Source organism: Blautia sp. HCP28S3_G10 (assembly GCF_052065235.1).
In the GTDB taxonomy this organism is placed as follows: Bacteria; Bacillota; Clostridia; order Lachnospirales; family Lachnospiraceae; genus Blautia_A.
Genome location: NZ_JBQHUL010000056.1, coordinates 1 through 13,047, shown reverse-complemented (window position 1 = coordinate 13,047; position 13,047 = coordinate 1). Strand labels below are relative to the sequence as shown.

Here is a 13,047-nt window from a genome sequence, read left to right as displayed (position 1 = left end):
CATTTTTCGTCATCATAAAAAACACCGCCCTTCTGATATTTATTATATCAGAAAAGCGGTTCCAACAATAGCAAAACCCTGCAAAAGCAGGGCTTTGTCTACAGTCTGAAAGCTACAGCAATTGCTGCAGCTTTCCTTTTTTGATGTACAATGTGAATTATTCAGCTGGGTGAATAGCTTCTGTTGGACAGGCGTCAGCACATGTTCCGCAATCTACACAAGCATCAGGATCGATTTCGAAATGTTCTGCTCCTTCAGAAATAGCCTCAGATGGGCATTCTGCTGCACATGTTCCACAGCTTACACATTCGTCAGAAATAACGTATGCCATTGATAATATCCTCCTTTTATCTCATTAGTACCCACTAGGGGTTCCATAACGATATTCTAATATATTCGTTTGGATATTACAAGTATAAAATTATAAACAAATTTTTATATTCTTCCGTTGATTCCTGTTAATTTTTATATTATAATGTGGAATATCGGAAAAATGAAATTAAAACAGATCTTTTCCGTTAAAAAGGAGGTAACTATAATGGCAAAAGTTACAAAGGATATGCTGATTGGTCAGCTGATTACTTTAGATCCCAACATTGCACCAATTCTTATGAGAGCTGGTATGCACTGCCTCGGATGCCCGTCTTCTCAGATGGAATCTTTGGAAGAAGCTGCTATGGTTCATGGAATGGATGTAGATGTGCTGGTTCAGCAGATTAATGATTTTCTTGGAGAATAATCAGGAAAATACAAAAGACTGGTTCGTTTGAACCAGTCTTATTTGTTTTATCAGAGCTGCATTAACAGCTGAAGTGCATTGGCGGACAGAAGTTCTCCATGTTCGACAAAGTGTGCCTCTCCTGCAACCGTAAGCTGTTTACCTTTTCCGTATTCGGAAAGAATGTTGCAGACCTTGTTAAAATCTTCAGGGGTATAGTCAGACTGATGAATGATCAACTGGTATTTGTCGTCTGCTTCTTTGTAAAGGTTGTTGGTACCAGTATAAAATCCATTTAGTCCATGGGAAGCCGCAATTACATCGTCCAGTGTCTGGAAGGTATACAGCCGGATAAGATTGATTGTCGGGCTGCTGTTCTGAGAAACAGTCTGTTCTTTTTCGAGAGATTGTGTGGAGGAAGCTTTTGATGTAGTTCCTTTGTTTTTGGCTGCTTCACGTATTTTCTGGAAGATATCGATAATACTGTCGGCACCGTCCAGCTGTATTGGCTCGGCCTGTGTTTTATCTTTGTAAGGAGAAAATTTGGAAAAACGTGTATCAAGTTCTTCGGGATCTTCAACCTTGGTGATGATAAGAATAATGCTGTCAATATTAACGGGAATTGCTTCTATCATTAAAGGAATGTTATCAGCTTCAAATCCGAACTGTATCTGTGCCTGCTGCATCATATCACGAAAAAGCTTCTTGGCTTTCTCAGAACCGTATGCCAGTTCTTTGAGATTAATCTGGTGAGTTTCCAGATCTTCACGTGTCAAAGTACAGCGAATCTGATTGTCATTGATTTTTTCTATTTTCATTATATCACATCCTGTTCTATGACTGATTTTCTGATAAAACATATTATATACCACAAGTATGGAAAATGTAAAGAAATTCAAATTACGTATTTATAAAATATTTGAAAATAAAACAGAAACTTTTATTGAAATCTTTAAAAGTCCTTGCATCTGCCACGTAACAATGTATAATGAGTAGTAGGAAAAAGTCCTGATTTGATTGAAGAACGAAAATAACAACATTAATACTTACATAACAACATTCTTTTTACGAACATGTCATTGCCAGTTTTTTCATGTCATACAGCATTCTTGCTGTGGCAGAGCGCAATTTCCAGGAGATTAAATTCAGTCATTTGTGAGAACTTTTTTCCGGATAACCTATGGAGGTTTTCTAAAATCCAAAATACAGAAGAAAGGAGGAAAGGACACAGAAAATATGTCACATGCTAAGTGGAATAAAAAATCCATAAAGCCTCTGAAAAATGAACTGAAGACTTATCGGAATAATGGTGTGCAGCTGTATCTGAACGGTGAGCCAAGTACGCCCAAGAATATTGCGAGAGCCTGTATAATCGCAGAGGGCGGAGGCTATATGCGAGATTACACGGAAGATGAAAAAGGCCGGATCGTAACTGTAAATTTTGACCTGATCAATGAAATCCCCGCAACATACAAAAAGCATGAATGACGGGGAAGAAGGCAGTTCTGAACACAGAAAGAGAAGAGGATTTCCCGTAAGAAAGGCAGTTACCCCTTCATATTTAACCATTTCGGGAAATCCTTAAATGTGAAAAAAATCTAAAAAGATATAAAAAGATGAAATAAGTAATTCACGACCTTTAAAATATGATATAATGTAACATCATGTTTTACGTATTGCGTTAACATAAACAGAGAACCGAAAGGATCAAACAAATGAAGAAAAGAATAAAAAAACAGATGAAAAAGCAGTACATGCCGGCAGTTATTGTCTGCGTGCTGATCCTTTTGCTGGCTGTTATAGGAATAGGAGCTCATGTTGTCATGAAATATATTCCTACGAAAGAACGTATGAATCTGACAGAATTCTACGGACAGCCTGGTGAGGGAGAGGCAGTTGTTGTACTTGGTACAGATATCATGCAGGAGCGTGCTGTTACTTCCGGTGATCAGTTTTACCTGCCACTGGATATGGTCGATTCTTATCTGAATCAGAGATATTACTGGGACAGTGCCAATCAGCAGATATTGTATGCAACACCATCGGAACTTCAGAAGTATCCTGCATCAACGGATGGAAGCGGAGATGTGTGGCTGAAAGATGGTGCTGTTTATCTCAGTCTGGCTTTTGTACAAAAATATACAGATATGGATATCTATACGTATGAAAACCCGTCAAGGATTGTTATACAGCATGAGTTTACAGGAGTGAATGTTGCTTCTGTTCAGAAAAATTCCTGCATACGTTTTCGTGGAGGAATCAAATCGCCGATACTTACAGATGTAAATAAGGGTGATACAGTTATTTATATGCAGGCACTGGAAGAATGGGTTCAGGTATCTACGATGGATGGATATATTGGTTATATTCAGAAAGAAGATATATCTGATCCGGAGACGAAAGATTTTGAGAGAGATTTCCAGAGAGAAGAATATTCATATCTTACAATGGACGCCAAAGTGAATATTGGCTGGCATCAGGTTACTTCCAAGGATGCAAATGCATATCTGGCTGATACTATTGCAAATGTCAGTGGGATGAATGTTATTTCACCTACCTGGTTTTACCTGCAGGATACAGCTGGAAATATTGTAAGTATTGCATCTTCGGATTACGTAAATCTGGCACATGAAAGAGGACTTAAAGTATGGGGGCTGATTGATAACTTTACGGCAGATGTCAGTACAACAGATACGCTGTCACAGCTTTCTTCACGACAGAATATCATTTCGCAGCTGATACAGGCGGCTGCAGGTGTTGGACTTGATGGAATTAATGTGGATTTTGAGTCCCTCAGCGAGGATGCGGGTCCGCATTTCCTTGAATTTCTGAGAGAGCTTTCTATTGAATGCCATAAAAATAATCTTGTTCTTTCTGTGGACAATCCGGTTCCGGAGGATTTTACAAGTCATTACGACCGTAAGGAGCAGGGACTGGTTGTAGATTATGTAATCATTATGGGATATGATGAGCATTATGTAGGTTCAGAGGCAGGCTCGGTAGCGTCTCTTCCGTGGGTGGAGAAAGGGGTGCAGGATACTCTGGCAGAAGTTTCGGCACAGAGAACAGTTCTTGCCATTCCGTTTTATACAAGGCTTTGGAAGACAACAGGAGGTGCTCTGACAAGTGAGGCAATTGGTATGGATGAAGCACAGCAGACGCTTGTTGATTATGGTGCAGAAGCAGTGTGGGATGGCAGTGTAGGACAGAATTATGCAACTTTTGAGAGCAGTGATGGTTCTACCTATCAGATCTGGTTGGAAGATGCCTCTTCAATAGCAGAAAAAGTAAAACTGATTTCCAAGTACAATCTTGCCGGTGTGGCAGAATGGAAACTTGGATTTGAAAACAGCAGTATCTGGCAGACTATCAGTGATAATCTGAGTTCAACAGCCCAGTAAAATAAAAACACTTCGTACAGACAGATAATATATGTCGAACGAAGTGTTTTTTTATGTAATAGGAGCGTGCCCAGCAAAGCTGGGTACACCAGTCGATGGAAGTCCGACTATGGTAATTACCAGTGAGCCATATAGTCAAATCCGATGCATTGTAGTAATACAGGGTACTAAGCGGATGGGTAATGTAGCTTCATAGAGAAGGGTTAATAATCATACACGTAACATAAAGTGAATCCTGCCGTATCGTAAATAAAACTTCTCTCAAAAGAGGAGAAAAGAGGGAGTCTGAGAGGAGCATAGTACCAATTACATAAAAACGCTCTGCGAGGATGTGACCAAATATTTATTTGATTAAAGATAATATGAAAAAAGCCCCTGAAATGGAAGGAGGCCGGTACTTTCGTACCGGCGCGTATGAAAAAGAAAAATATTATAGAAAGCATAGCGCTTTCTATGTCTAACAATATAACCAATAAATGTGAAGAAACTGTGATGAGCTTTTGAAAAAAATGTGAAGAAAACAGAAAAAATTAATTATTATATGAAAATCAGAAAACTCCCTCTGCATTTTGTATATGCGAAGGGAGCTTTTTGTATCAGAATTTTTTCCAGGTTCCCTTGAAAAACAGGAGAATTAATGGAAAGATTTCCAGTCGGCCGGCAAGCATATCAAAAATCAGGACTGATTTAGAAAGATAGGAGAAGGAATTGAAATTCCCCATAGGACCTACGATTTCAAGACCAGGACCGATATTATTCAGTGTTGCGGCGACAGCAGTAAAATTTATGATCAGATCAAAATTGTCAAGAGATACGATCAGGACGGACACTGCAAAAATCAGAATATATAATGTAAGAAAAATATTTGTGGATCTCAGAACATCATGTGTGATTGTTTTGTCATCCATCTTGATCTTCTTGACTGCATTTGGGTGAAGATACAGCTGCAGTTCCTTTTTTGCTGCTTTGCAGAGAATCAGGAATCTGGATACTTTGATTCCACCGCCTGTGCTTCCTGCGCAGGCACCTACAAACATCAGCAATACGAGAATTGTTTTGGACAGTGCTGGCCATTGATTGAAATCAGTACTGGAAAAGCCTGTAGTTGTGATAATTGAACCAACCTGGAATGCTGACTGACGTATTGCCTCACCAACATTTGCAAAAAGGTGTGTGGTGTTGAGAGTGATAAGGATAATGGCAGCCGTAATAATTCCAAAGTAGTAGCGGATTTCTTCAAATTTAAGAGCCTGTTTAATTTTTTTGGTGATAACCAGGTAATAAACTGAAAAATTAACACCGAACAAAATCATAAAAACAGTTGTAACTATCTGGCAATATGAACTGTAGCTTCCCATACTGTCATTTTTTATTCCAAATCCACCGGTACCGGCAGTACCGAAAGTGATACATAAAGTATCAAAAAGAGGTACATTTCCGATTAGAAGAAAAATCATCTGGATTACAGACATAGCAATGTAAATAGTATAAAGAATTTTTGCTGTGCTCTGTACTTTTGGAACAAGTTTACTTACAGATGGTCCAGGGCTTTCTGCTTTCATAAGATTCATGTGATAACCACCGGCCAGCGGCAGCAGTGAAAGAAGAAATACGAGAACACCCATTCCACCAATCCAGTGAGTGAAACTTCTCCAGATAAGTATACAGTGAGGAAGAACCTCTACATCAGTCAGAATACTGGATCCTGTGGTCGTAAAACCGGAAACTGTTTCAAAAAGTGCATCAATAGGATGAGCGATACTGTTTGTAAACAGGAACGGAAGCGATCCTGTTACGCACATTGCAATCCAGCTGAGGGCAACAGCTACACAGCCGTCTTTGATGTAGAAAACTTTGTTACGCGGTTTTATGACTGTAAGTGGTAATCCGATCGTAAGACAGATACCCATGGAAAGCAGGAAAGCAAAGAAGTCGTTTTCCATATAGACCATTGCTGTTACACAGGGCAGTAACATGAATACAGCCTGAAAATTACAAACCCATCCAATAATATAGGAAATAATTCGAAAATTCATGACAATTCCCTCTCCTATGCAAGAATATCGCGGATATCGCGAAGTCCCTTGTTGGTAGTAACAATGATGACATTATCCCCGATCTGGATGGAATCCTGTCCTCTTGGGATACGTACTGTACCCTGGCGGGTCAGGCAGCATACAAGAAGATTGCGTTTCAGATTAAGCTGTGCAAGCGGTACACCGACAACTGGAGAGTTGTCTCGGATAACAAATTCAAGTGCTTCTGCCTGATTATCCAGAACATGATAAAGCGTTTCCACGTTGCTGCCGATAGTATTCTGCATGGCACGTACGTAACGGAGAATAGAATCGGAAGTTATATATTTAGGGTAAATAACGCTTCCAATGTCTAATTCGTCAATAACATCTTTATATGGAAGACGGTTTACTTTTGCAACAAGTTTGGCTGAAGTGATGCTTTTGGCAAACAGTGACAGAAAAATATTTTCTTCGTCCATGTTTGTAAGAGTGACAAAAGATTCAACAGTCGAAAGTCCTTCTTCAATAAGAAGAGAACGTTCTGTACCGTCACCATTGATGATCGTGGTATTTGGCAGCATATCGCTGAGCTGTTCACAGCGCTCTTTATTTTTTTCGATTATCTTAACATTGATCCGCAGATCTGAAAGAGCTTTGGCGAGATAATAAGATATAGTTCCGCCCCCAATTATCAGAGTATTTCGGACTTGATGAGTTTTGAGACCGATTTTTTTGAAAAACTGTGCCGTATTCTGAGGAGAGGCAATAATGGAAACAAAATCACCATTGTGAATCAGATGATCTCCACCAGGAATAGACAGGTTGTTTTTGCTCTCGATCGCGCAGAACAGAATATCACATTTATATTTATCTTTAATCTGGGATACAGACATACCATCCAGACCAAATTCAGGAAGAACTTTAAATTTAAGAAGCTCAACTCTTCCTCTGGAAAATGGATCAATTTTAATTGCAGCCGGGAAGCGCAGCAGACGGGAAATCTCTCTTGCGGCAGTCAGTTCCGGGTTGATGATCATGGAAATTCCAAGACGTTCTTTAATAAAACCGATTTCCTTACTGTAAATAGGATTACGGACACGTGCAATAGTCTGGCAGTGTCCTGTTTTTTGTGCAATAAGGCAACAAAGAAGATTCAGTTCATCTGAAGCCGTGACTGCAATCAGTATATCAGCTGAATTAACGCCTGCTTCCAGAAGAGTATTAATACTGGCACCGTTTCCGACGATTCCCATTGCATCGATGTCTTCTGTAAGATCATCAATAGTATCTGCGTTTGTATCAATTAAAGTCAGATCAGTTTCTTCTTCCTGAAGCTGTTCTGCAAGAGTGCGGCCGACTTTGCCACATCCAACAATTATGATATGCATAATATCCTCCAGTGTAATGAATGTAATAATATAAACGCTATTATTATAGCACTGTGTAATATGAAAAGAAATATACAAAATTGTTTTTGATAGGAAAATATACATATGTTATACTGAAAAATACAGGTTACAGATAATTTGTTCCAATACGTCAGAATATACGTCAGGAGGTGCATTAATGAGTTCAGTTAGTGAGACAGTTGATAAGGTTGACCAGAGCCTCGAAAGCATGGGAATAGATGGAATACAGGAAAATCTTGAAAATATTCTGGATTTTAAACAGTACCTTTCAAATCAGATTCCGGCTGTCACAGGTTTCTGTCTTAAGGTCGTAATGGCAGTAATTGTTTTCTTTGTTGGAAGAAAGGTAATACAGTGGCTTCTGAAGATTATGAAAAGATCACTGGAGCGTGCAAATGTGGATGCAGGTGTGGCTCAATTTGCAGGATCTCTGGGGAAAGCAGTCCTGTATCTTCTGCTGATTTTTAATATTGCGATAAGTCTTGGTGTGAAAGAGTCCTCAGTGGCGGCCCTTCTCGGTACTGCCGGTGTGACAGTAGGGCTTGCATTACAGGGGGGACTTGCCAATCTTGCAGGCGGCGTGCTTCTGCTTCTTTTTAAACCATTTGTGGTTGGAGATTATATTATACAGGATCAGTCTAATGGATGCGAAGGAACTGTTGCCAAAATCGAAATCTGTTATACAACACTTCTGAGCATTGATAACAAAAAAATAGTAGTTCCCAATGGAACTTTGTCAAACAGTACGATAATTAATGTTACAGCGAAAGAAAACCGTAAACTGGAGATCAAAGTCGGAATTTCATATGAGTCAGATATACACAGGGCGAAAAGAATTCTGGAAGATATTCTGAAAGAGGATTCGGATACAAAAAGCGATGCGGGAGAGATGGTTGTTTTTGTGGATGAACTTGGGGACAGTGCAGTAATTATGGGACTCCGTGTGTGGGTTGCAACAGAAAAGTACTGGTCAACCAGATGGAGGCTGAATGAAAAAATAAAAGAAAGATTTGATGCCAGCGGAATCAGTATTCCGTATAATCAGATGGAGGTATATGTTCATCAGAAAAACGAAATGTAAACCATAAACATGTTGAAGGTTGACAATTTGAAACTGCTGTGGTAAATTGTATCCCATAAAACAGTAGTGCATGAAAATAAAAGTATTCAAAATTATCGTTCAAACGACAGGCACAGCTGTAAGGAGGAGAAAGATGAGTACAGTGACAGCAACAAGAAGCAAGACATATGATATTGTTTATATTGCAGTATTTGCCGTGATCATGGCTATCTGTTCATGGATATCTATCCCGACAACAGTACCGTTTACACTGCAGACTTTTGGAGTGTTTATTGCAGTTGGAATTCTTGGAGGGAAAAGAGGAACTCTTGCAGTTCTGGTTTACATTATTCTTGGTGCAATAGGAGTTCCTGTATTTTCAGGATTTACAGGAGGTGTCGGAATCCTTGCTGGGACAACAGGAGGATATATTATTGGATTTCTTTTTTCAGCTCTTGTAATGTGGCTGATGGAAAAAATTCCCGGAAAAAGATCAGTGATACAGGTTATATCCATGATTGTTGGTCTGATTGTATGTTATGCATTTGGAACTGCCTGGTTTATGATTGTTTACAGCAGGGCAAACGGAGCAGTAGGACTGGCAGCAGTTTTGGGCTGGTGCGTAATTCCGTTTATTATTCCGGATCTTGTTAAAATTGCCTTTGCGTATGTATTATCACGAAAATTAAAAAAATATGTTGCATAAACAAACTCCCCGGAATGAGCCGGGGAGTTTCAGACTGTATACAAACTTGGTGTTGGGTGTTATGCCCAGCACCATTTTTCGTTTAAAACTTCTTTTCTTTTTATTTTTTTCAAAATCAACAAAAATCTGGCTGTATTCCAGCCTCGTTTTTCCAGAATTTTTGCCAGTTTTTTCAGATTTATGCATGCGAAGGTAAGCCCGGCTTTCATTTCCATCCGCGCCTTTCCTACATACTGCGTATATCGAAATCCATGTTGTTCTTTCGCTGTACCGAATATCCTCTCTATGGTTTCTTTTCTTAACTGATAGATCTGTCTGTTTCCTATCGTGTGCCGAATGTCTTCTGCCACTTCCATATATTCTTCCCATACATGACGTGTGATCAGTTTTATATGATCCTTACTTTCTGTGCATTTTGAAAGATATTGGCATTCAGCACAATGTTCACCGCAGCTTTTATACTCTTTATATCTACTTCTGTTTGTTGTACTGTATGTCAATATATGTGCTCCCGGACATATATAACAATCATAGTATTCATCATATGCGAATTCGTGTTTTCCGAAAAAGCCTTCTTTGGTCTTGGGACGGGTATACGGAAAAAGTGGTTGAATTCCATCTTTCAATAGCTGATGGGCGATTGCCGGAGTTTTATATCCTGCATCTGCAACTACCATCTGTGGATTCAGTTTAGATATCTTATCGTATAATGCCTTAAAAGTACGACTGTCATGCTCATTACCAGGCTGTACTGTATATCCAAGGATCCAGCCATGTTTATCACAGGCAGTTTCTACAGCATATGCAAAAACGTGTTTATGTTCACCCTTTCGAAACCATCCACTTTCCGGATCGCTTATGCTGCATTTTTGTGTTTTCACATCTTATGGAAAAACAAAAGATTCTTTATGCAACAGCAGAAGAACAAATTGAAAAATTAAAACGGCAAGGTTTAATTATCGCTGAGCCAGCTTTTGCCAAAGCCGAACTTGAGCTTTATGGATATTCAAATTTAATCAAAAGTTATCGTGCCCCCTACACCATTGTATCTGATGAAGGTAAAAAAACATATCGTTCCGGCATTATTTTCGAACAAGTTTTGTCTTTATACATACTGGATAAAAATCTTCGAAATGCAGTTATGGCATCTATGCTTGACTTGGAAGAACATGTTAAAGAAGCCGCTGCTGATATCATTGCAAGAAAATACGGAACAAATCCAGATGATTATCTTCAATTCCGTAACTATGTCAATAAAAAGAAACGCAAGAAGCGCTTTTCTCTTCCTGCTATTCTTGACAAATTAAAAGAAGCACTAGACACTGATAAGGATCCTATTGCACATTATTCCCAGAAATATGGTGCAGTTCCTCCTTGGATTCTCTTTAAAAGTATATATTTTAGTACTATCGTCAATTTTATAAATTTGTTTAAACCAGAAGAACAACTTGCCCTTGCCGAAAAATTATACGATGCCCATGATTTGGATATATATGGTAAATCTCTTGTTTCTCTTATGTTGAATACTTTGTTTATTTGTATTGAATATCGTAATTTATCAGCACATAGAGGCCGAGTATATAATTATATTCCAAAGGCAACCGTAAAACTTCAACAGCCAGACACGTTACTTCCTTTTGTAGAAGATATTTATGAGCTTACAGAAACTCAAGGATTACCGCTTTTATTAAATACACTCTCACTTCTATCTTACAAGGAGCCTTTTAAAATCATTGATCGGGCATTACGCGAAGAACTTAATCGTCATCTAACTTTATATGAAAAAGATGTGGATATTTTAAGTGAAACACTCAACTTGACACTATATAAAGACCAACCTGATTGTATGATTATAGATGGTAAAGAATATCCATTTATTTCCCGTATTCAAAGCGGATTACCAGGAGTTAAGTTAATTGATGCTCCTGACGATTTAATTGATCTTCTTAGTAATCGTCCTTCAGACAACACTGATAATTAATTTTATATAAAAAATCCGGTCCCTGCGCCAACAGGAACCGGTCCATATCTCCGAAGAGACACTATTCAAGCAAGAATATTGTATCATCTTCGGAGCAGGCGCACAACCAGAACGTTTGTGTGGCTGTTATTTTTGTACCCAATTTAACATATTTTATAAAACCGAGGTGATATTATGAGTGATCGTATTGGAGCTTTATATATCCGAGTCTCGACAGAGGATCAGGCAGAACTTTCTCCTGATGCTCAGAAGCGTCTGCTGCTGGATTATGCTAAAAAGAATGGTATAATTATCTCCAATGATTTTATCTTTTCTGAAAGTGTGTCCGGCCGCCACGTGCAAAAGCGTCCTGAGTTTCAGCGTATGATTGGCATTGCCAAACAGCCGTCGCATCCGATTGATGTGATACTGGTCTGGAAATACTCCAGATTTGCCCGTAATCAGGAGGAATCCATTGTATACAAGAGTATGCTCAAGAAAGACAATGTGGACGTTATCAGCGTTTCTGAGCCGCTTATAGACGGTCCTTTTGGCTCCCTGATCGAGCGTATCATTGAATGGATGGACGAATACTACTCTATCCGTCTCTCCAGCGAAGTTCTGAGGGGGATGAAAGAAAAAGCTCTGCAGCACGGCTACCAGACTACTCCATGCCTTGGATACGAGGCTGTAGGCCACGGAAAACCCTTCCAGATCAACGAAGCTGAGTATGCCATGGTGTCTTATATCATGGACCTGTACGACAATCAGAATATAGATGAAACAGCCATAGCAAGACTGTGCAACGATCTGGGATATCGCACAAAACGCGGAAACCGTTTTGAACGAAGGACCATTGACCGGATCCTGCAAAATCCTTTTTACTGTGGAATTGTGTCCTGGAATGGTGTGGAATTTGACGGTGCTCATGAAGTCCGCCTGTCCAAAGACCGTTTCCAGGAACGACAGAAGCTGATTGCTTCCAGGAAGCGCCCTGTAAAAGCCAGAAATGTATCAACCTGTAAACACTGGCTGTCCGGGCTTCTGAAATGTTCTGTATGCGGTGCTACTCTCTCCTACACAGGTAACGATAAATGCCCGTACTTCCAGTGCTGGAAATATGCCAAAGGATTCCACAAGATTTCTGTAGCCCTTTCTGTAAAGAAGGCAGAAGAAGCTGTGATCACATACTTTGATCAGGTTCTTGCCGGTGCTGATTTTACATATGTACGCAAAGAACAGCCTGCTGATAAGGATAATACTGCTGCCATTGAGCAGCTTCAGCGGGAACTGGCCAAACTTTCCACCAGGGAAAACAGGATCCATGATGCATATGAAAGCGGAATTGATACACTAGAAGAATATAAAGTCAACAAAGACCGGCTGATCAGCAACCGGCTTCAGCTGGAAAATGAACTTGAAAATCTTTTGCAGATGCAAAAAGAAAAAGAACTGAACAAAGAAGATGTTCTTCAGGAGATAAAATCAGTGAATGATATCCTGAAAAATCCTGATGTTGGGTACGAGGAAAAAGGAAACCTGATACGTACAATTCTTGACCGGATCGTTTATGACAAGGAATCTGGCAAAATGTACTTCGACATTATCGTATCATAATTTGAGGTCCTTTTCCCTCTCCAAAATCGGTGCAAACCCGTATAAACAAAGGGCACTGAAAAAGTCTGATTCCAAAAAAGAATTGGGCTTTTTTTAGTGGCCCTGTTATAATAGAATCATGAGGAAGGAGGTTCTGTCATGTTGAAAGATCATTCACA

General features: G+C 39.4%; 11 protein-coding genes and 1 pseudogene. 7 read left to right on the top strand and 5 right to left on the bottom strand.

The window, feature by feature from the left end:
• Positions 1-157: 157 nt before the first annotated feature.
• Positions 158-331 (bottom strand): DUF362 domain-containing protein, encoded by a 174-nt coding sequence (locus ACTNB8_RS15325; protein ID WP_441055965.1) that lies wholly within the window; start codon positions 329-331, stop codon positions 158-160.
• Positions 332-538: 207 nt separating this feature from the next.
• On the opposite strand from ACTNB8_RS15325, the gene ACTNB8_RS15320 reads away from it, so the two are divergent.
• Complete coding sequence (locus tag ACTNB8_RS15320; protein ID WP_015541070.1) at positions 539-739, top strand: DUF1858 domain-containing protein; 201 nt, start codon at positions 539-541, stop codon at positions 737-739.
• 50 nt (positions 740-789) lie between these two features.
• Here the strand turns inward: ACTNB8_RS15320 and ACTNB8_RS15315 are convergent, their stop codons facing one another.
• Positions 790-1,536 carry an adaptor protein MecA gene (locus tag ACTNB8_RS15315; RefSeq protein WP_441055964.1) on the bottom strand — a complete coding sequence of 249 codons (747 nt, stop codon included), beginning with the start codon at positions 1,534-1,536 and terminating at the stop codon, positions 790-792.
• A gap of 418 nt (positions 1,537-1,954) precedes the next feature.
• On the opposite strand from ACTNB8_RS15315, the gene ACTNB8_RS15310 reads away from it, so the two are divergent.
• Both ACTNB8_RS15310 and ACTNB8_RS15305 read left to right on the top strand, forming a co-directional pair.
• Positions 1,955-2,206, top strand: coding sequence for a hypothetical protein (locus ACTNB8_RS15310; protein ID WP_441055963.1), 252 nt, complete (start codon positions 1,955-1,957; stop codon positions 2,204-2,206).
• Positions 2,207-2,433: 227 nt separating this feature from the next.
• Positions 2,434-4,119, top strand: coding sequence for a glycosyl hydrolase family 18 protein (locus tag ACTNB8_RS15305; protein ID WP_441055962.1), 1,686 nt, complete (start codon positions 2,434-2,436; stop codon positions 4,117-4,119).
• Between the two features lie 596 nt (positions 4,120-4,715).
• Here the strand turns inward: ACTNB8_RS15305 and ACTNB8_RS15300 are convergent.
• Both ACTNB8_RS15300 and trkA read right to left on the bottom strand, forming a co-directional pair.
• Positions 4,716-6,155 (bottom strand): TrkH family potassium uptake protein, encoded by a 1,440-nt coding sequence (locus ACTNB8_RS15300; protein ID WP_441055961.1) that lies wholly within the window; start codon positions 6,153-6,155, stop codon positions 4,716-4,718.
• 14 nt (positions 6,156-6,169) lie between these two features.
• Positions 6,170-7,525: a Trk system potassium transporter TrkA gene (gene trkA / locus ACTNB8_RS15295; RefSeq protein WP_441055960.1), complete on the bottom strand. Its 1,356-nt coding sequence runs from the start codon at positions 7,523-7,525 to the stop codon at positions 6,170-6,172.
• A 178-nt stretch (positions 7,526-7,703) separates the two neighbouring features.
• Here trkA and ACTNB8_RS15290 point away from each other — a divergent pair, with 178 nt between their 5' ends.
• Both ACTNB8_RS15290 and ACTNB8_RS15285 read left to right on the top strand, forming a co-directional pair.
• Positions 7,704-8,627: a mechanosensitive ion channel family protein gene (locus ACTNB8_RS15290; RefSeq protein ID WP_441055959.1), complete on the top strand. Its 924-nt coding sequence runs from the start codon at positions 7,704-7,706 to the stop codon at positions 8,625-8,627.
• 133 nt (positions 8,628-8,760) lie between these two features.
• Positions 8,761-9,312: a biotin transporter BioY gene (locus tag ACTNB8_RS15285; protein ID WP_441055958.1), complete on the top strand. Its 552-nt coding sequence runs from the start codon at positions 8,761-8,763 to the stop codon at positions 9,310-9,312.
• Between the two features lie 59 nt (positions 9,313-9,371).
• Here the strand turns inward: ACTNB8_RS15285 and ACTNB8_RS15280 are convergent.
• Positions 9,372-10,190: pseudogene (locus tag ACTNB8_RS15280) on the bottom strand (transposase); the annotation flags it as partial.
• Between the two features lie 8 nt (positions 10,191-10,198).
• Here ACTNB8_RS15280 and ACTNB8_RS15275 point away from each other — a divergent pair.
• Positions 10,199-11,293 (top strand): Abi family protein, encoded by a 1,095-nt coding sequence (locus tag ACTNB8_RS15275; RefSeq protein ID WP_441055957.1) that lies wholly within the window; start codon positions 10,199-10,201, stop codon positions 11,291-11,293.
• Positions 11,294-11,467: 174 nt separating this feature from the next.
• Positions 11,468-12,889 (top strand): recombinase family protein, encoded by a 1,422-nt coding sequence (locus ACTNB8_RS15270; RefSeq protein ID WP_441055956.1) that lies wholly within the window; start codon positions 11,468-11,470, stop codon positions 12,887-12,889.
• Positions 12,890-13,047: the final 158 nt, after the last annotated feature.